The sequence below is a fragment of the Brevundimonas sp. genome, from assembly GCF_032017145.1.
Lineage (GTDB): Bacteria > Pseudomonadota > Alphaproteobacteria > Caulobacterales > Caulobacteraceae > Brevundimonas.
This window is the reverse complement of sequence record NZ_DALZQC010000067.1, coordinates 1-18,893: the sequence shown is the minus strand read 5'-3', so window position 1 is coordinate 18,893 and position 18,893 is coordinate 1. Positions and strand designations below refer to the sequence as shown.

Here is an 18,893-nt window from a genome sequence, read left to right as displayed (position 1 = left end):
CGCTCGGTCGTCGGCAGGGGCGGGGACGGCTCCGTCATGGTGTCCTTCTAGGCCCGGTCGCCTCAAGGCGCGGTTAGAAAACAGGCTTAGCGGGCGTTAAACGACGGCGGCGAGGGCTTTGCGGCCACGCTTCAAACGCCGTTCGCGGAAGAAATCTCGCAAAGGCGAAAAATCCCTGTTGACCCCGCCCGGAGCCTCCCTTAGAGGTCCGCGCCTTCCCGATGGAAACGCCGCAAGGCGCTGCCGACGGGGCCCAGATGGCGGAATTGGTAGACGCGCTGGCTTCAGGTGCCAGTGGCTTAACGGCCGTGGAGGTTCGAGTCCTCTTCTGGGCACCATCTTTCAGACGGCGCCGTGTTTTCGAACACGGCGCCGTTGTTGTTTCAGCCCACCGCCTCGCGCGCGGCGGCGTATTTTGCGGCCCATCGCTTCGCGCGCGCGCTCCGCTGCTTGAGGCCGTTGTGTGGAGGCCAAGCGCGGCGCTCGGCATTGCTGTAGCCCGTTTCGTCCGCCGCGTTCGCCGTGTAAGAGCCTCAGCATGACCGTTTACCTGCACGAGGGCGACCTGCCCGACGATCTGGACCTGGGGTCCGAGGTCGCCATCGATTCCGAGACCATGGGCCTGCGTTTCCGCCGCGATCCGCTGTGCGTGGTGCAGCTGTCGTCGGGCGACGGGAACGCCCATGTCGTGCGGCTGAACCGGCCTGCCTACGACTGTCCGAACCTGAAGCGGGTGCTGACCGATCCGGCGGTGACCAAGATCTTCCACTTCGGCCGGTTCGACATCGGCATGTTCCTGCTGCACCTCGGCGTCGAGACGCGGCCGGTCTATTGCACCAAGATCGCCTCCAAACTGGCGCGCACCTATACGGACCGGCACGGGCTGAAGGACGTGGTGCGCGAGACGGTGGGCGTGGACCTGTCCAAGGCGCAGCAGTCGTCGGACTGGGGCGCGGACACCCTGACCCAGGCGCAACTGGACTATGCGGCGTCGGACGTCCTTTATCTGCACGCGGCCAAGGCCAAGCTGGACCAGATGCTGGCGCGCGAGGGGCGCGCCGATCTGGCCGCTGAATGTTTCGACTTCCTGCCGACCCGTTCGGCGCTCGACCTCGCCGGCTGGGACGAGATCGACATCTTCGCCCACAGCTGAGGCGCGCTTGACCGACCCCGTCGATCCGTCCCGTATCGAGGCCGACGAGGCCAGGGTCGCCCTGGCCGGCGCCCGCTGGCGCGCGCGGTCGCGTCGGGTCAAGCTGTATCGCCGGGTGCTGCCCATCGTCATCCTGGTGCTGGCGGGCGGGGTGCTGACCTGGACGGTGTTCCGCACCGTGATGTCGGGGGTGGAGCGCAAGGCCAGCCAGAGCCAGGAGGTGCGGCTGGACAGCCCGCTGTTCCACGGCCAGGATTCGCAAGGCCGCGCCTTCACCGTGGGCGCGCAAGGGGCGGTGCGCGACCCCAATACGGGCAAGTTCCGCCTGATCGGCCCGGCGCTGAAGCTGAACCTGGGCGGGCGCAAGGTGACGGAGCTGACGGCCGACGGCGGAACCTATGACGAGCAGGGCAAGACGGTGACGATCGGCCCGAACGTGCGGATTTCCGACGGCGGCACGGGCTTCATCCTGACCACGCCCGAGGCGGTGGTGAACACCGATACCGGCGTGGTGACGGGTTCAAAGGGCGTTCAGGGTTCAGGCCCTATTGGAACCATCAACGCATCGTCCTATGCCATCTATGACCAGGGTCAGCGCGTGGTGTTCGATGGCGCAGGCGACAACAAGGTGAAGGGCGTGCTGACGCCCGCGGGTGCAGGCCGATGATGACGATGAAGATTTCCAAGGCCCTGGCGGCCGTCGCGGCGGTCGCGGTCGTGGCCCTGCCCGCGGTCGGCGACGCTCAGAGCCAGGGTGCGGGCCGCGCCCAGGCGTCGAACCAGCCGGTGGCCTATGGCGCCGATTCGGTCGAATACGCGCCCAACCGGGTGATCCTGCGCGGCCGGGCCGAGGCGACCCAGGGCGGCAACCGCTTTCGCGCCGACACCCTGACCCTGGTCAGCAGCGACGGCGGCAGCCTGGAGCGGGCCGAGGCGGCGGGGACCGTCTATTTCGTCACCCCGGACCAGTCGATGCGCGGCGACCGCGCGGTCTACAATCTGGGCAATGGCGAGATCGTGGTGACGGGCAACGTCATCCTGACCCAGGGCCAGAACGTGCTGACCGGATCGCGCCTGGTCTACAACATCAACACCGAGACCGCCCGCATGGACGGCGCGCCGCGCGGCGCCGCCGGCAGCCGGGTGCAGGGCGTCTTCTATCCCAACTCGAACTGAGGCCGTCTGGCCCGTCACGGACCTGAGCATTTGGCGCGCAAGGAACTGTCAGCCCTGAACCTGGACGAGCGGCCGCAACCGGCCGCCGTGGCGCCCGCGCCTGCGGAAAAGGGCCTGCGGGTGATGAATCTGGCGCGGTCGTTCGGCGCGCGGCAGGTGGTGCGCGACGTGTCTCTGACGGTGCAGCGCGGCGAGGTCGCGGGGCTGCTTGGGCCGAACGGCGCGGGCAAGACCACCTGTTTCTACATGATCACCGGCCTGATCCCGCCGGACTCTGGCTCGATCTGGCTGGACGGCGAGGACATCACCGGCCAGCCCATGTATCAGCGAGCGCGGATGGGCCTGGGTTATCTGGCGCAGGAAGCCTCGATCTTTCGCGGCATGACGGTCGAGAAGAACGTGCGCGCGGTGGTCGAGCTGAACTACCCCGCCGATCAGATCAAGGCCGAGACCGAGCGGCTGCTGCACGAACTGCATATCGACCATCTGCGCCATGCGGCGGCGACGGCCCTGTCGGGCGGCGAGCGGCGGCGGGTCGAGATCGCGCGCGCCCTGGCCGGGCGGCCGTCCTTCATGCTGCTGGACGAACCCTTCGCCGGCATCGACCCCCTGGCCATCGCCGACATCCGCACCGTGATCCGCTATCTGGCCAGCCAGGGCATCGGCGTGCTGATCACCGACCACAATGTGCGCGAGACCCTGGACATCACAGACCGGGTGTCGATCATCTCCAACGGCGCGGTGCTGTTCGAAGGCACCTCCGACGAGGCGATCCACGACGCCGAGGTGCGCCGGGTGTATCTGGGCGAAAACTACGTTTGAACGCTGCTTTCGTCATTCTCCGGCGAGCGTAGCGAGACCGGGGAACCCAGCGGCGCGCGTCAGCGCGAACCTGTCGCACGCTCGATGTCTGACATTCGCTTTCCGGACGCATCGCCTTCGGCGCCGCTGGGTTCCCCGGTCTGCGCCGCGAAGGCGCGGCTTGCCGGGGAATGACGAAGGATAGGGTGTGGCGTCGTTCGTCGGACGTTAACCGGTTTGGCGACATTCTGCCCCAGCAAGTTCCGGGCCAGTCTGGCCCTGGCGGCGGGATGCGGACGTGATCGGGCAGAGGTTAGAGGTCAGGCAGGGGCAGGGGCTGGTCATCACGCCCCAGCTGCAGCAGGCGATCAAGCTGCTGCAACTGTCCAACCTGGAATTGGACGGTTTCGTCGAGCAGGAGCTGGAGCGCAATCCGCTGCTGCAGCGCGAGGAGCCGGAGGGCGAGACTCCCGAGGCCGCCGAACGGGCCGAGGCCGGCGACGGCGAAATGACCTTCGGCGACGGGGTGGGCGAGGGATCGGTCGCGGCGATGGACGCCGGATCGGACGACGTCTATGGCGACGCCGCGCCGGGCGAACGCACCAGCGACCGGATGACCGACGAGGCCCAGCCGGGCCTGTCGGACTGGTCCAGCGCCGGCAAGGGCGGATCGACCTTCGAGGGCGAGGGCGAACGGCCCGACACCCACGAGCCGACGTTGTGGGAACATCTCCAGGCCCAGGCGTCGTCGGCGGGGTTCACGGCGGCGGACCATGGCATCGCCCTGACCCTGATCGACGCGACGGACGAGGGCGGCTATCTGCGCGGCGAACTGGCCGAGTTCGCCGATCGGCTCGGCGTCGGGCTTGAACGGATCGAGGCGGTGCTGAGCGTCTGTCAGGGGTTCGAGCCCACGGGGATCATGGCGCGGTCTGTGCCGGAATGCCTGAAGCTGCAACTGATCGAACGCAATCGGTTCGACCCGGCGATGGCGGCCCTGCTGGACAATCTGGACCTTCTGGCGCGGCGCGACCTGACGGCGCTGCGCCGGGTTTGCGACGTGGACGGGGAAGACCTGGCCGAGATGATCGCCGAGCTGAAGGCCCTGACGCCACGGCCTGGCGCGGGCTTCGGCGGCGAACCGGCCCAGACGGTCGTGCCCGACGTCCATGTGCGGCCCGATCCGGCCGGCGGCTGGCGGGTGGAGCTGAACGCCGACACCCTGCCGCGTCTGTTGGTGGACAAGCGCTATCATGGCCTGGTTCAGGCTGGCGCGCGTTCCGACACCGAAAAGACCTTCGTCGCCGACTGCGCGGTCCAGGCCAACTGGCTGGTCAAATCGCTGGACCAGCGCGCCAAGACCATATTGAAGGTGTCGTCCGAGATCGTGCGCCAGCAGGACGCCTTCTTCGCCTTCGGCGTCGAGTTCCTGCGGCCGCTGAATCTGAAGACGGTGGCGGACGCCATCGGCATGCATGAATCGACCGTCAGCCGCGTCACCTCCAACAAATACGTCGCCACGCCACGGGGCGTGTTCGAACTGAAATTCTTCTTCACCGCCGCCATCCAGTCGGTGGACGGGGCGTCGTCCCATTCGGCCGAGGCGGTCCGCCATCGGATCAAGACCATGATCGACGGCGAGGGTCTGGAGGGCGACGTTTTGTCCGACGACCGGATCGTCGAAATCCTGAAGGAGACCGGCATCGACATCGCCCGTCGAACGGTCGCCAAGTATCGGGAAGCCTTGAGAATTCCGTCCTCGGTGCAACGTCGACGGATGCTGAAGACCGGCTGATAAGCTTCACCACAAAATGGTGATCCCGATTGACACCAAATCGGGTCGGGCGCGTTCTATCGGCATGCAAGTCCAAGTCAGCGGCAAGCAAGTGGATGTCGGCGAAGCGTTAGGCTCGCGCATCTCCCAGGAACTCGAAGACGGGGTCGGAAAATACTTCGCCCGAGGCGGTGACGACGCCGAGGTCGTGGTGTCCAAGGACGGCCATGGCTTCAAGGTGGACTGTTGGGTCCGCCTGGCGTCTGGACAGACGCTGGTGACGACCGGATTCGGCGGCGACGCCCATTCGGCCTTCACCGAGGCGCTGGATCGTCTCGAAACCCGGGTGCGTCGCTACAAGCGTCGCCTGAAGGATCACCATATCGGGCCCAAGGGCCTGTCGCCCGAGAAGACCGAGAACGCCGCCCGCGAAGTCGCCCGCAGCATCGTGCTGAGGGATCCCGACAGCGTGGAGGACGATGTCTTCGGCGACGCGAACGAGAACGACGGCCCGCCGCCGCTCGGCATGGTGATCGCGGAAACCGAGCATGAAATCCGCACCATCACGGTCGGTCGCGCGGTGCTGGAACTGGACATGACCGGCTATCCGGTCGTGCTGTTCCGCAATGCGGCGCATGGCGGCCTGGCGGTCGTCTATCGCCGGCCGGACGGCAATGTCGGCTGGATCGACCCGGAGCGGACGGCCGCCGCCAACGGCAAGACCAACGGCGCCCACGCCGATGGCGCTCACGCCGACGGGGCCAGGACCGATGGGGCCAAGACCGGCGCCGCCGTGAACTGAACGGCTTAGTTTGACTTCGGCGCGGGAGGCTCTAAACGGGCGCCCGCGCCGTTCGTATGCGTAATCGAGGGTTGTTTGATGGACATCGGTGATTTGCTCGCGCCCAAGGGCGTGGTGCTGCGCGGGGGGGCGTCGTCCAAGCGTCAGGCCCTGCACGCCCTGTCCGAGGCGGCGTCGCACGCCCTGGGCGTGGACGAGGCCAAGGTGTTCGACGCCTTGATGGAGCGCGAGGCCCTGGGCTCGACCGGCCTGGGGTCGGGGGTGGCCGTGCCGCACGCGCGCCTTGCCCAGATCGACAAGGTGACGGCGGTGTTCGTTCGGCTGGATACGCCGGTGGCGTTCGACGCCGTGGATGATCGGCCCGTCGATCTGATCCTGGGCCTGTTCGCGCCGCCGAAGGCGGGGGCGGAGCATCTGCGGGCGCTGGCGGCCGTGTCGCGCGCCCTGCGTTCTCCCGAACTGCGCGAGCAGCTGCGTCAGGCCCATACGACCGACGCGGTTCGGGCGCTGTTCGTCAGGGACAAGGCGGCGACCGCCGCCTGACGGGCCCACCCTCCGCCGGTCAGTGAACCGAAACGGGCTCCAGCTCATGCGCCACGGCGGCGGCGAAGGCGGTGTCGCGGTCGATCATGACCGCCAGACGCTCGCCGTCCGCGCTGTGGACGGCGTAGAGCATCTGGCCGGGATCGATATCCACGTCCTTGATCTGCACCGCCTCGTCCAGCAGGTCGGAGGCCTTGATCTCGCGCACATAGACGAGGTCGGGGGCGCCCAGGCCGGCGAAATCTTCCTTGGTCATAGTCATCGGCGTCATTAGGACCGCCTCCTTCGATTTGACAACGCCCGGATCGCCGGGCGGTTCGAACATCCGCGCCTTTCAGCCGGCCGTGATGGGAATGCGACGCACCTGACGCTCGGCCTCGGGCCGGATCAGGTCGACATGCAGAAGGCCGTGCTCCAGCCGGGCGCCGGACACCTCCAGCCCGTCGGCCAGGACGAAGCTGCGCACGAAGCCGCGCGCGGCGATGCCCCGGTGCAGAAAGGCCTGTTCGCCCCGGCCCGCATCGTCGCGCTTGCCGGCTATGGTCAACTGGCGGCCTTCCAGGGTGATGGCCAGCTCCTCGGGCGAAAAGCCGGCGACGGCCAGGCTGATCCGCACGCCCGCATCGCCGATCTGCTCGACATTATAGGGCGGATAGCTTTCGGCCGCGGCCTTGGCGGCGCGGTCGATCAGGGCGCGTGTGTGGTCGAAGCCCAAGAGGAACGGGCTGTCGAACAGGATAGTGCGCGTCGTGGTCATCTGGGGTCCTTGGAGAAAGCGACCGGCGAAGGCGTCTCCCGCAATCGGCAAGACGCTCCGTCACAGATGAAGATGGGGGTTGGCGGGGGCGGGATCAACCGGCGACGGTCGTCCCCAAGCCCGAGGTCCTTCGGCCCGACCCTCAGCACGTCATTCCGGGGCTGAGCGGAGCGAAGAACCCGGAACCCAGGGCGACAGTCGCGATGTTGAATGCCTCATCCGATGCCTGATGCCAGTCGCCTGGGTTGGCAGCTACGCGCCGCCCTTCGGGTCCGGGTTCGTCCTGCGGACGCCCCGGAATGACGTTAATACGCCACGTATCGTGTGACCCTAATGTATGGCTTCGCCGTGCTGGGTGTAGTCCAGTCCCTCGACCTCCTGGTCCCTGGTGACGCGCAGGCCCGTGGTGAACTTGCAGATCATCAGGACGACGAAGGTGCCGGCCGCGCTCCAGGCGATGACGCCCACCAGACCGACGGCCTGTTTCCACACCGTGGCGCCGTCCGACAGGGCGTTGACGGTGGTGGTGGCGAACAGGCCGGTCAGCAGGGCGCCGACGACCCCGCCGACGCCGTGCACGCCGAAGGCGTCCAGGCTGTCGTCGTATTTCAGCGCGTGCTTCAGCCAGACCGCGCCCGCATAGCAGGCGGGGCCGCCGATCAGGCCGATGAAGAAGGCGCCCTTGGGATCGACGAAGCCGGCGGCGGGCGTGATGGCGACCAGGCCGCCGACGATCCCCGACAACAGGCCCAGCAGGGTCGGGCGCTTGCGGTCGAACCATTCGATGGTCATCCAGCCCAGGGCGGCGCTGCCTGCGGCCAGGATGGTGTTGAAGGCGGCGGTGGCGGCCAGCGCATCCGCCGCGCCGGCCGATCCCGCGTTGAAGCCCAGCCAGCCGACCAGCAGCAGGCCCGTGCCGATGGCGCTATAGACAAGGTTGGCGGGGGCCATGTTGTCGCGCCCGAAGCCGTGGCGCGGTCCCAGCACCAGGGCGCAGACCAGGCCGGCGACCCCTGCATTGACATGGACCACCGCCCCGCCCGCGAAATCCAGAACCCCCAGCCCGCCCAGCCAGCCGCCGCCCCAGACCTGATGACAGATCGGCGCATAGACGATCAGATGCCACAGGCCAAAGAACAGCAGGCTGGCCGAGAACTTCATCCGCTCGGCGAAGGCGCCGGCGATCAGGGCCGGGGTGATGATGGCGAAGGTCATCTGGAAGGCGACGAACAGCAGTTCGGGCAGGCCAGGCAGCAGGCTGTGGGCCGTCCGGGCCGTCACCCCGTTCAGAAAGGCCGCCTGAACCCCGCCGATGAAGCCGTTGATCGGCTCCGGTCCCTTGCCGAACGACAGGCTGTAGCCGACCAGGAACCACAGAACCGAGACGATGGCGAAGGCCGCCGCCGACTGGGCGACCACGCTGATGATGTTCTTCTTCCTGACCATGCCGCCGTAGAACAGCGCCAGGCCCGGCAGGGTCATCAGCAGGACCAGGGCCGTGGAGGTCAGGATCCAGGCGGTCGCCGCGCTGTCGATGACCAGCGGCGTCTGGTGCGCCAGCAAGGCCGGGGCCGCAAAGGCGGGCGACGCCGCCCCCGCTGCAAGAGTGGCGGCGAAGGCGGCGTAGCGTTTCATCTGTTCGTCTCGGGGAGGAGAGGAGGGCGTGGAGGTCAGGCGCTGGTCTTCAGCCGTTCGGTCTTGGCGACGATGTGCGTCAGCGGGACGATGCGGACGAACCTTTGCAGGCTGTTGTCCCAGTCGCCCAGCAGGCGGCGGGCCAGGGGCGAGCCGGTCGCCGCCAGATGGGCCTCGATCAGGCCGCGCAGCCGCTCGGCCGCCGCCGCGTCGATGTCGGTCACGCCCGCCAGATCGCCGTTCAGGGCGCGCTCGGCATGGCCGGGCTGGTCCAGCACGAACAGTTCGCCGCCGCTCATGCCCGCCGCCAGGTTCCAGCCGACCGGACCCAGAACGACCACGCGGCCGCCGGTCATATATTCGCAGCCGTGGGCACCCAGGCCCTCGACCACCGCCTCGGCGCCGGAGTTTCTGACCGCGAACCGCTCGCCCGCCGCGCCGGCCACGAACAGCCGGCCGGAGGTTGCGCCATACAGGGTGGTGTTGCCGCAGATCAGCTGATCCTCGCGCCATTCGGGCGTGCGGACCGAAATCTCGGCGCCCGACAGGCCCTTGCCGACATAGTCGTTGGCCTCGCCCGTCAGGTGCAGTTCCAGACCCTTGGCGGCGAAGGCGCCGAAGCTCTGGCCCGCGATGCCTTCCAGCCGCAGCTTCAGACGACCGGCGGGACCTTGCGCGCCGAAGCGGCGCACGATTGCCGAGGACACGGCGGCGCCGACCGTGCGCTGGGTGTTGTTCAGCGGATAGGACAGCTCCAGCGTCTGACCGCGATCCAGGAAGCGCACGGCGTCCTTCAGAACGCGCGCGTCCAGACTTTCGGCGATGGGCTTGCGCGCCGCCTTGTCGGCCCATTTGCCGGCCGCGCCCTCGTCCACCTGAACCAGCAGGGGGTTCAGGTCCAGGTCGTCCAGGTGCGAGCCGCCGCGACGCACCTGGCGCAACAGGTCGGTGCGGCCGATGATCTCGTCCATCGTCCGGGCGCCGATGGAGGCCAGGATTTCGCGCGTCTCCTCGGCGATGAAGGTGAACAGATTGACCACCTTGTCGGGGGTGCCGGTGAACTTCTCGCGCAGGCGGTCGTCCTGGGAGCAGACGCCGACCGGGCAGGTGTTCGAATGGCACTGACGCACCATCAGACAGCCCATGGCGATCAGGGCGGCGGTGCCGACCCCGTATTCCTCGGCGCCCAGCATGGCGGCGATCACGACGTCGCGGCCGGTGCGGACGCCCCCATCGGTCCTCAGCGTGACCGAGCCGCGCAGATTGTTCAGCGTCAGCACCTGATGGGCCTCGGCTAACCCGATCTCCCACGGCAGGCCCGCGTGTTTGATCGAGGTCTGGGGCGAGGCGCCGGTGCCGCCGTTGTGGCCGGCGATCAGGATGGCGTCGGCGTTGGCCTTGGCCACACCGGACGCAATGGCGCCGATGCCCGAGGCGGACACCAGTTTCACCGTCACCCGCGCATCGGGGTTGATGGCCTTCAGGTCGTAGATGAGCTGAGCCAGGTCCTCGATGGAATAGATGTCGTGGTGCGGCGGCGGCGAGATCAGGGTGGTGCCGGACACGGCGTGGCGCATCCGGGCGATGAACTCGGTCACCTTGAAGCCGGGCAACTGGCCGCCCTCGCCGGGCTTGGCGCCCTGGGCCACCTTGATCTCGATTTCGCGGCACTGGTTCAGATATTCGGCGGTGACGCCGAACCGGCCCGAGGCCACCTGTTTCACCGCCGAGTTGGCGTCGTCGCCGTTCGGACGCGGGTGATAGCGTTCGGGATCCTCGCCGCCCTCGCCGGACACCGAGCGGGCGCCGATGCGGTTCATGGCGATGTTCAGCGTCTCGTGCGCCTCTGGCCCCAGGGCGCCCAGCGACATGGCCTGGGTCAGGAAGCGGCGGCGGATGTCCGACACGCTCTCAACCTGGTCCAGCGGGATGGCGACGCCTTCGCGGAAGTCCAGCAGGTCGCGCAGGGACAGGTCGGCCTGGGCGCGGACGACCTCGGAGAACTGCTTGAAGCGGCGATAGTCGCCCCGGTTGCAGGCGTCCTGCAGCAGGTGGATGGTCCTGGCCTCGTGGGCGTGGGCCTCGCCGCCCGAACGGATCTTGAAGAAGCCGCCGATGGCGGGCGACGGGACGGCCTCTCCCCAGGCCACCTTGTGCCGCTTCATCGCCGCCTGCTCCAGACCGGCCAGGCCGATGCCGGAGATGCGCGACGGGGCGCCAGGGAAGAACTCGGCCGTAAGCGCCCGCGACAGGCCCAGCACCTCGAACTCGCACCCGCCGCGATAGGCGGAGATGACGCTGATCCCCTTGCGGGCCAGGGTCTTCAGCAAGCCCGCCTCGATCCCGGCCTTGTAGTTCAGGCAGGCGTCGCGCAGCGTCAGGCCGGGATACAGGCCCCGGTCCAGACGCTCCTGGAACAGGTCCTGGGCCAGCCAGGCGTTGACGGTGGTGGCGCCGACCCCGACCAGGACCGCGAACCCGTGCGGGTCCAGCGTCTCGGCCGTGCGAACGACGATGGAGCAATAGGTGCGAAGGCCCGCCTTGGTCAGGCGGCCGTGAACCCCGGCGGTGGCCAGGATCATCGGGGCGGCCAGACGGTCCGCCGAACCGGCCTGATCGGTCAGCACGATCAGGGCCGCGCCGTCGCGGGCGGCGGCCTCGGCCTCGTCCATGATCCGGTCCAGCGCCGCGCGCAGGGCGGCGCCAGGGCGGGCGTCGTCGGAGGGGACATCATAGCTGCAGTCGATGACCACGGTCGAACCGGCGCCGACCGTCTCGATCATCCGCTCGTACATGCCGTTGGTCAGGACCGGGCTGTCCAGCACGAAGACGTCGGTCTGGGCCTCCTCCTCGGCCAGGATGTTGCCCAGGTTCTTGAACCGGGTCTTCAGGCTCATGGCGCCGGCTTCACGCAGCGGGTCGATAGGCGGATTGGTGACCTGGGAGAAGTTCTGGCGGAAGTAGTGCGACAGCGGGCGCGGCAGGGCCGACAGGACGGCGGGCGGGGCGTCGTCGCCCATGGAGCCGACCGCCTCCTTGCCGTCGCGCACCAGGGCGTCCAGCAGCAGGTCCAGGTCTTCGCGGCTGTAGCCGGCGGCGATCTGGCGCCGCGTCAGGGCCTCGCCGGAAACGGAGCGCGGCTCGGGTCCGGGACCGATGATCGGCTCCAGATCGACCATATTGTCCAGCCACGCCTCATAGGGGTGGGCGGCCGACAGGGCGTCGATGGCCTCATGCTCGTCATAGACGCGGCCATGCTTCAGATCCACGGCGATCAGCTTGCCGGGGCCGATGTGCAGGCGGCGCTTCACCCGGCTTTCGGGAATCGGCACCAGGCCGGCTTCGGAGCCCGCCATCAACAGGCCGTCGACGGTTTCGACCGCGCGCAGGGGGCGCAGGCCGTTCCGGTCCTTGCCCGCCACGATCCAGCGGCCGTCGGCGGCGCAGATGGCGGCCGGGCCGTCCCACGGCTCCATCACCGCATTGCAATAGGCGTAGAAGGCCCGGTGTTCGGCGGGCATGACCACATCGTCCTTGGCCCAGGCCTCTGGGATCAGCAGCGCCTTGGCCATCGGCGCGGGGCGACCGGCGTGGACCAGCACCTCCATGACGTTATCGAGCGCGGCCGAGTCCGATCCGCCCGGCTGGACCACCGGCTTGACCTCGCGGTCGCGGTCGCCGAAGGCGCCGGCCGCCATGCGGATCTCGTGCGACTTCATCCAGTTCAGATTGCCCTTCAGCGTGTTGATCTCGCCGTTGTGGGCCATCATGCGGAAGGGCTGGGCCAGCTTCCATTCCGGGAAGGTGTTGGTCGAATAGCGCTGGTGGAAGACGGCGTAGGCCGAGACGAAACGCGGGTCCTCCAGGTCGGGATACAGGTCGCCCAGCAGTTCGGCGCGGACCATGCCCTTGTAGGCGATGGAGCGGGCGGACAGGGTGCAGATATAGACGCCCGCCAGGTTCTCGGTCTTGACCGTCTTTTCGATGCGGCGGCGGCACAGATACAGTTCGCGCTCCAGCGCCTCGCCGTCCAGCGGCTGGCCGGCGTCGTCCAGGGGCGGGGCCAGCATGATCTGTTCGATCTCGGGCCGGGTCGCGCCGGCCTTGGTCCCCACGACCGACAGGTCGATGGGCGTCTGGCGCCAGCCATAGATCCAGAAACCGCCGCGCAGGGCCTCGGTCTCGACGATGGCGCGGGCGCGGTCCTGGGCGCCCAGGTCGGTGCGCGGCAGGAAGACTTGACCGACGCAGATGGGGCCGGGACGCAGGGACTGGCCGATGGAGGCCACCTGTTCGGCGAAGAAGCCTTGCGGCAGTTCGGCCATGATGCCTGCGCCGTCGCCCGACAGGCCGTCGGGATCGACGGCGCCCCGGTGGGCGACGGCCTTCAGGCTGCGGATCGCATATTCGACCACGTCGCGTCGCGGCGTGCCGTCGATGGAGCAGACCAGGCCCACGCCGCAGGCGTCGCGCTCGGAGGCGCGGTCATAGGCGTTTCCGGCTTCCAACCGGTCGCGGGTCTCGTTGTACTTGTTCAGCCAGGTCATGCCGCGACCTCCTCGGTGCGGGTCTTGAAGTAGCGGTCGATCTCGGCGGCGGCGTCCTGGCCCTCGCGCACGGCCCAGACGACCAGAGAGGCCCCGCGCACCGCGTCGCCGGCGGCGAAGACGCCGGGCAGGCTGGTGGCGAAGCTGACCGAACCGACCTTGATCGTGCCGTCGTCGCGCAGGCGAAGGTCAGGCTCGTGCGCCGCGAACGGCTCGGGCGAGAAGCCCAGGGCCTCGATGACGATGTCGGCGGGAATGTCGAAGTCGGCGCCCGGCACCGGGACGATGTCGCGACGCTGACCGGAGGCGGCTTCGGTCAGCTGCATCCGCGCGGCGCGGACGCCGGTGACGATATCGCCTTGGGACAGCAGGGCCTTGGGCGCGCCCAACCATTCGAAGACGACGCCTTCCTCCTCGGCGTTCTGCACCTCGCGGGCGGAACCCGGCATGTTCTCGCGGTCGCGGCGATAGAGGCAGGTGACGCTGGCCGCGCCCTGACGGATGGCGGTGCGGACGCAGTCCATGGCGGTGTCGCCGCCGCCGATCACGACCACGCGCTTGCCGCGCGCCTCATGCCATCCGTCCTGTTCGGCGTCGCCCAGGTCGCGGCGGTTCTGATGGGTCAGATAGGAGAGGGCCTCGACCGTCGAATCTGGCCCACGGCCCGGCGCCGACAGGATGCGCGGCTGATAGACGCCCATGGCCAGCAGGACCACGTCATGACGCTCGCGCAATTCGGTCAGGGTCACGTCCTTGCCGACCTCGCAGCCCAGCACGAACCGGACCCCGCCTTCGGCCAGGCGATCCACGCGGCGCTGGACCACGTGCTTCTCCAGCTTGAAGCCGGGGATGCCATAGATCAGCAGGCCGCCCGCGCGGTCGTGCCGGTCATAGACCGTGACCTGATAACCTTCCGAGCGCAGACGATCGGCGGCGGCCAGACCGGCAGGCCCCGCCCCGACGACGCCCACGGTCTCGCCGCGTTCGGCCGCCGGGCGGATCGGCTCGACCCAGCCCTTTTCCCACGCCTGATCGCCCAGCCAGGCCTCGACCGAGCCGATGGTCACGGCGTCCCAGCCGGACTGATTCAGGGTGCACGATCCCTCGCACAGCCGGTCCTGCGGGCAGATGCGGCCGCAGATTTCGGGCATGGTCGAGGTCTGGGACGACACGCGCCAGGCCTCGCGGGCCTCGTTCTCGGCCGACAGACGCAGCCAGTCGGGGATGTTGTTCTGAAGCGGGCAGGCGTTCTGGCAGAAGGGCACGCCGCAGTCTGTGCAGCGCGACGCCTGTTTCTCGGCCGTCTCCGTGGACGGCGGAATCGTGATCTCGCCGAAACCGCGCGCGCGCAGTTCGGCCGAGGCCTTGGACAGGCGGCGAGGTTCGACGACGAAAGTCCCGCCTTGCTTCAGGGTCTTATGCATGTCTCGCATATGCCGCAAAGCCAGGCCGATAGGCAAATATTATTGCCGCGAGCCATTATCAGCGGAAGAAAAAGAATAAATCGTCCAATATCGGACGTTCCGTCGTCAAATGATGCCGATTTCCTTCGCTGCGATGCAACGCTGTTTGGTTCCGGCCATGCGACATTAGGAACCAGACGGAGGTTGAACCGTTGCCGCAACTGCAATCCCAGCAGGAGACGCCGATCATGCCGCGATGGACAACCCCCGCAGGTCTGGGAGGCTGGCTGACCCTGCTTCTCGGCCTGCTTCTGGCCGTGATCGGCCTGGTGCTGACGGTGGGCGGGGTTCAACTCGCCGCGCTGGGCGGCTCCTGGTATTATCTGCTGGCGGGCCTGGCGCTGATCGCGTCGGGCTTTTTCCTTGTCTATCGCGACGTTCGCGGCGCCTGGATCTATGGCGCGACCTTCATCCTGACCCTGGTCTGGGCGCTGTGGGAGAAGGGGCTGAACGGCTGGGCCATGATCCCGCGCCTGGTCGGGCCGCTGGTCCTGATGTTCCTGGTTCTGGCGACCCTGCCGGTGCTGCGTCCCGGTCGGGGCGGCGGTCGCACGGCGGGCGTCGGGGCGCTTGGCCTGGCGGTGCTGACGGTCGTGTTCGGCCTGGTGGTCGGACAGATCAACAAACCCGGCGTCGACAGCCCCGTGCCCGGCGCGCGCGGTCCGTTCGGCGATCCGGCCCTGATCAAGGCCGGCGTGGACTGGCCCGCCTATGGCGGCTCGGACGCCGCCCAGCGCTATTCGCCGCTGAACCAGATCAACAAGGACAATGTGGGCCAGTTGGAACGCGCCTGGACCTTCCGCACCGGCGACCTGCCGGGCCAGCGGTTCGGGGCCGAGACCACGCCGCTGAAGATCGCCGACACCATCTATCTGTGTTCGGCGCGCAACAAGATGTTCGCCCTGGACGCCAATACCGGCAAGCAGAAGTGGGCCTATGATCCCCAGGTGCCGGACGATCAAATCCCCTATACGGCCGCGTGCCGGGGTGTGACCTATTACGCCGTGCCGAACGCGGACCAGGCCCAGCCCTGCGCCACCCGCATCATCGAAGGCACGCTGGACGGCCGCATCATCGCCCTGGACGCCAGGACGGGGGTGCCTTGCCCCGCCTTCGGGACCAATGGGGCGGTCAGCATCAAGGAAGGGATGGGCGACCCCTATCCCGGCATGGTGTCGATCACCTCGCCCCCCGTCATCGTGCGCGGGATCATCGTCACCGGCCACCAGGTTCTGGACGGCCAGAAGCGCTGGAACGCCTCCGGCGTGATCCAGGGCTATGACGCCGTGACGGGTCAGATGCGCTTCGCCTGGGACATGATGCGTCCCGAGACCGCCACCACGCCGCCCGCCGGCCAGACCTACACGCCCGGCACCCCGAACATGTGGACGACGGCGACCGGCGACGAGGCGCTGGGCCTGGTCTATCTGCCGATGGGCAACTCGGCCGCCGACTATTATTCGTCGCTGCGCCGCCCCGAGGAGAACCGGTATTCCAGCGCCCTGGTCGCGCTGGACGTCACGACCGGCAAGCCGCGCTGGAGCTATCAGACCGTGCGCCGCGACGTCTGGGACTATGACCTGGGTTCGCAGGTGACCCTGGTCGACATTCCGACCGCGGGCGGGGTGACGCCGGCGGTGATCCTGCCGTCCAAGCGCGGCGAGATCTTCGTGCTGGATCGCCGCACGGGCCAGCCGCTGCATGGGGTGCAGGATCGTCCGGCTCCGCGCGGGGGCGTCGAACCGGCTCAGCGTGCGGCGACCCAGCCCTATTCGCTGTTCAACACCCTGGCCAAGCCCGATCTGCGCGAAGCCGACATGTGGGGGATGTCGCCGATCGACCAGATGATCTGCCGCATCCAGTTCAAGAAGGCGTCGTATCAGGGCCAGTTCACGCCCCCGACCGCCGACCGCCGCTTCATCGAATATCCGGGCTACAACGGCGGTTCGGACTGGGGCAGCGTGGCGCTGGATCCGCGTCGCGGCGTGATCGTCGCCAACTATAACGACATGCCCAACTACAACCGTCTGGTGCCCCGCGCCGAGGCCGACAAGCTGGGCTGGTTCCCGCGCGACGACCCCCGTTACATCGCCCGCGAGAAGGAGCTGGCCAACCGGGGCGGCAACCTGTCCAAGGCCGAGGGCGCGGGCGACCCGCAGATGGGCGTGCCCTACGCCATCGACGTGAACGCCGGCTGGCGGATGCCCTTCACCGGCCTGCTGTGCAAGGAGCCTCCGTATGGCGGCATCCGCGCCATCGACGTGCAGAGCGGCAAGACCCTGTGGGACCGTCCGTTCGGCACGGCCCGCAAGAACGGGCCGTTCGGCATCCCCTCGATGCTGCCGCTCGAGATCGGCACGCCGAACAACGGCGGTTCGGTGGTCACGGCGGGCGGTCTGATCTTCATCGCCGCGGCGACCGACGATCTGATCCGCGCCATCGACATCGAGACGGGCAAGACCGTCTGGTCCGACGTCCTGCCCGCAGGCGGCCAGGCCAATCCGATGATCTACGAGCAGAACGGCCGCCAGTATCTGGTGATCGTCGCCGCCGGCCATCACTTCATGGAGACGCCCGAGGGCGACTATGTGATCGCCTATGCTCTGCCGCAACGCGGCTGAGACGAAGCGTCAATCTCCCTCCCCCAGCGGGGGAGGGTGGTCGCGCCGGCGACCGGGTGGGGGCGGCTCGGAAACGAGCCGCCTTTTCTCGTTCATGCGTGGTTTGTGAGGCCGCCCCCACCCGGCCTCGCCTTCAGCTCAGCCACCCTCCCCGAACGGGGAGGGAGAATTCAGAGCTTGGCGTAAGCCTTACGGTCAATTTCGTTATGCCACTCGTCGAAGACGGCAAAGGCTTCCGGCGCTTGCCGCACCTTGGTCAGCACGACTTTGCCGCCTCGCAGAGCGTACTGCAGCTCGTCGCCGCTTCGCAGCTTCAAGGCGGCGCGCACCGGCTGCGGGATGGTGGTCCTGCCCTTGGATGTTAGGCGGCTGGTGATCATGTGTCGAGGTTGAGGGAAAAGCGCCCCGCCTGCAAATTCAGGGCCTGACCTGCCCTTGGCCGCGCACGACGTATTTGTAGGTGGTCAGTTGCTCCGCCCCGACCGGCCCCCGCGCGTGGAGGCGGCTGGTGGAGATGCCGATTTCGCCGCCGAAGCCGAACTCTCCGCCGTCGGCGAACTGGGTCGAGGCGTTGATCAGGACGATGGCGCTGTCGATCTTCGAGGCGAACCGTTCGGCGGCAGCTTGGTCGGTCGCGACGATGGCCTCTGTATGGCCCGATCCGTAGCGGGCGATGTGATCGACGGCGGCGTCCATGTCCTCGACGATGCGGACGGCCAGGATCGGCGCCAGATATTCGGTCCGCCAGTCGTTCTCGTCCGCCGGGACCATGCCGGGGACCAGCGCTTGCGCCTCCGCGTCGCCGCGCAGTTCGCAGCCGGCCGCGATCAGGTCGGCGGCGACGGGGGGCAACAGGTGCTGGGCCGCCGCCCGGTCCACCAGCAGGGTCTCGGTCGCGCCGCACACCGAGACGCGGCGCATCTTGGCGTTCAGCACGATGGCGCGGGCGGTCTCCAGATCGGCCGACGTGTGCAGATAGGTGTGGTTCAGCCCCTCCAGGTGGCTGAGGACCGCCGTTCGGGCCTCGGCCTGGACGCGGGCGACCAGGCTCTTGCCGCCGCGCGGCACGATGACGTCGATGGCGCCGTCCAGCCCGGTCAGCATCAGGCCCACGGCCTCGCGGTCGGGGGTGTCGACCAGCTGGATCGCGTCGGCGGGCAGGCCGGCCTCGGCCAGGGCTTCGGCGATCAGGGCGGCGATGGCCAGGGACGATTGCAGACAGTCCGAGCCGCAGCGCAGGATGGCTGCATTGCCCGAGCGGATGCACAGGGCGGCGGCGTCGGCGGTGACGTTGGGGCGGCTCTCATAGATCACGCCCAGCACGCCGATGGGGGTGCGGACGCGGGCGATGTCCAGACCATTGGCGGGGGTCCAGCGTTCGGTCTCCACGCCCAGAGGATCGGGCACGGCGGCGATGATCGCCACCGCCTGGGCCATGCCCTCCACGCGGGCGGGCGTCAGCAGCAGGCGGTCGATCTGGGCCTCAGCCATGCCGTTGGCGCGCGCGGCTGTCACGTCGCGGGCGTTGGCGTCGAGGAGCGCGGGCTCGGCCGCCTTCAGCTTTTCGGCCAGCAACTCCAGCGCCCGGGTGCGGGCGTCGGCCGGCGCCTCGCGCAGGGCG

15 protein-coding genes and 1 tRNA gene are annotated in these 18,893 nt (G+C 68.5%); 9 read left to right on the top strand and 7 right to left on the bottom strand.

Features of this window, described 5'->3' with window-relative positions; all coding sequences use genetic code 11:
• Window positions 1–251: 251 nt before the first annotated feature.
• From RTU05_RS11835 to RTU05_RS11800, 8 genes are all read left to right on the top strand, one after another.
• Window positions 252–338, top strand: a tRNA-Leu gene (locus RTU05_RS11835).
• Window positions 339–538: 200 nt separating this feature from the next.
• On the top strand, window positions 539–1,153 hold the full coding sequence (locus tag RTU05_RS11830) for a ribonuclease D (RefSeq protein WP_312598495.1): 615 nt from the start codon (window positions 539–541) through the stop codon (window positions 1,151–1,153).
• A gap of 7 nt (window positions 1,154–1,160) precedes the next feature.
• Window positions 1,161–1,820, top strand: a complete 660-nt coding sequence (lptC, locus tag RTU05_RS11825) for an LPS export ABC transporter periplasmic protein LptC (RefSeq protein ID WP_248118374.1) — start codon at window positions 1,161–1,163, stop codon at window positions 1,818–1,820.
• Between the two features lie 5 nt (window positions 1,821–1,825).
• Entirely contained in the window at window positions 1,826–2,329 is a 504-nt protein-coding gene (locus tag RTU05_RS11820) for an LptA/OstA family protein (protein WP_312598492.1), read from the top strand.
• A 30-nt stretch (window positions 2,330–2,359) separates the two neighbouring features.
• Window positions 2,360–3,151 (top strand): LPS export ABC transporter ATP-binding protein, encoded by a 792-nt coding sequence (lptB, locus tag RTU05_RS11815; protein ID WP_312598490.1) that lies wholly within the window; start codon window positions 2,360–2,362, stop codon window positions 3,149–3,151.
• Between the two features lie 277 nt (window positions 3,152–3,428).
• Window positions 3,429–4,925: an RNA polymerase factor sigma-54 gene (rpoN, locus tag RTU05_RS11810; RefSeq protein ID WP_312598489.1), complete on the top strand. Its 1,497-nt coding sequence runs from the start codon at window positions 3,429–3,431 to the stop codon at window positions 4,923–4,925.
• A gap of 64 nt (window positions 4,926–4,989) precedes the next feature.
• Window positions 4,990–5,706 carry a ribosome hibernation-promoting factor, HPF/YfiA family gene (hpf, locus tag RTU05_RS11805; protein WP_312598487.1) on the top strand — a complete coding sequence of 239 codons (717 nt, stop codon included), beginning with the start codon at window positions 4,990–4,992 and terminating at the stop codon, window positions 5,704–5,706.
• Between the two features lie 78 nt (window positions 5,707–5,784).
• Window positions 5,785–6,249, top strand: coding sequence for a PTS sugar transporter subunit IIA (locus RTU05_RS11800; protein ID WP_312598485.1), 465 nt, complete (start codon window positions 5,785–5,787; stop codon window positions 6,247–6,249).
• A gap of 19 nt (window positions 6,250–6,268) precedes the next feature.
• Here the strand turns inward: RTU05_RS11800 and RTU05_RS11795 are convergent, their stop codons facing one another.
• The 5 genes from RTU05_RS11795 to RTU05_RS11775 all read right to left on the bottom strand — a co-directional run bounded on the left by RTU05_RS11795 (window position 6,269) and on the right by RTU05_RS11775 (window position 14,612).
• Window positions 6,269–6,520: a DUF1150 domain-containing protein gene (locus tag RTU05_RS11795; RefSeq protein ID WP_292019306.1), complete on the bottom strand. Its 252-nt coding sequence runs from the start codon at window positions 6,518–6,520 to the stop codon at window positions 6,269–6,271.
• A 63-nt stretch (window positions 6,521–6,583) separates the two neighbouring features.
• Window positions 6,584–7,006, bottom strand: coding sequence for an Hsp20 family protein (locus RTU05_RS11790; RefSeq protein ID WP_292019304.1), 423 nt, complete (start codon window positions 7,004–7,006; stop codon window positions 6,584–6,586).
• Between the two features lie 330 nt (window positions 7,007–7,336).
• Window positions 7,337–8,641: an ammonium transporter gene (locus tag RTU05_RS11785; protein ID WP_312598483.1), complete on the bottom strand. Its 1,305-nt coding sequence runs from the start codon at window positions 8,639–8,641 to the stop codon at window positions 7,337–7,339.
• A gap of 35 nt (window positions 8,642–8,676) precedes the next feature.
• Window positions 8,677–13,188, bottom strand: coding sequence for a glutamate synthase large subunit (gltB, locus tag RTU05_RS11780; RefSeq protein WP_312598481.1), 4,512 nt, complete (start codon window positions 13,186–13,188; stop codon window positions 8,677–8,679).
• The gene (locus RTU05_RS11775; protein WP_312598479.1) at window positions 13,185–14,612 is read right to left on the bottom strand and encodes an NAD(P)-dependent oxidoreductase; all 1,428 of its coding nucleotides are present in this window, start codon (window positions 14,610–14,612) and stop codon (window positions 13,185–13,187) included. The genes gltB and RTU05_RS11775 overlap by 4 nt, the downstream gene beginning before the upstream one ends.
• A 227-nt stretch (window positions 14,613–14,839) precedes the next feature.
• On the opposite strand from RTU05_RS11775, the gene RTU05_RS11770 reads away from it, so the two are divergent.
• A complete protein-coding gene (locus RTU05_RS11770; protein ID WP_312598477.1) occupies window positions 14,840–17,272 on the top strand; it encodes a membrane-bound PQQ-dependent dehydrogenase, glucose/quinate/shikimate family in 2,433 nt (810 codons plus the stop codon).
• Window positions 17,273–17,442: 170 nt separating this feature from the next.
• On the opposite strand, the gene RTU05_RS11765 is transcribed toward RTU05_RS11770, so the two are convergent.
• Window positions 17,443–17,652, bottom strand: a complete 210-nt coding sequence (locus RTU05_RS11765; protein WP_312598475.1) for a type II toxin-antitoxin system PrlF family antitoxin — start codon at window positions 17,650–17,652, stop codon at window positions 17,443–17,445.
• 37 nt (window positions 17,653–17,689) lie between these two features.
• The coding region (locus RTU05_RS11760) for a glutamate-5-semialdehyde dehydrogenase (RefSeq protein ID WP_312598473.1) at window positions 17,690–18,893 on the bottom strand (1,204 nt) is incomplete at its 5' end.

Coding starts and splice junctions, on each gene's coding strand:
- RTU05_RS11795 (WP_292019306.1), bottom strand. CDS start 6,520: ATGACGCCGATGACTATGACCAAGGAAGATTTCGCCGGCCTGGGCGCC.
- RTU05_RS11830 (WP_312598495.1), top strand. CDS start 539: ATGACCGTTTACCTGCACGAGGGCGACCTGCCCGACGATCTGGACCTG.
- RTU05_RS11820 (WP_312598492.1), top strand. CDS start 1,826: ATGAAGATTTCCAAGGCCCTGGCGGCCGTCGCGGCGGTCGCGGTCGTG.
- RTU05_RS11790 (WP_292019304.1), bottom strand. CDS start 7,006: ATGACCACGACGCGCACTATCCTGTTCGACAGCCCGTTCCTCTTGGGC.
- hpf (WP_312598487.1), top strand. CDS start 4,990: ATGCAAGTCCAAGTCAGCGGCAAGCAAGTGGATGTCGGCGAAGCGTTA.
- RTU05_RS11770 (WP_312598477.1), top strand. CDS start 14,840: ATGCCGCGATGGACAACCCCCGCAGGTCTGGGAGGCTGGCTGACCCTG.
- gltB (WP_312598481.1), bottom strand. CDS start 13,188: ATGACCTGGCTGAACAAGTACAACGAGACCCGCGACCGGTTGGAAGCC.
- RTU05_RS11765 (WP_312598475.1), bottom strand. CDS start 17,652: ATGATCACCAGCCGCCTAACATCCAAGGGCAGGACCACCATCCCGCAG.
- RTU05_RS11785 (WP_312598483.1), bottom strand. CDS start 8,641: ATGAAACGCTACGCCGCCTTCGCCGCCACTCTTGCAGCGGGGGCGGCG.
- RTU05_RS11775 (WP_312598479.1), bottom strand. CDS start 14,612: ATGCATAAGACCCTGAAGCAAGGCGGGACTTTCGTCGTCGAACCTCGC.
- RTU05_RS11800 (WP_312598485.1), top strand. CDS start 5,785: ATGGACATCGGTGATTTGCTCGCGCCCAAGGGCGTGGTGCTGCGCGGG.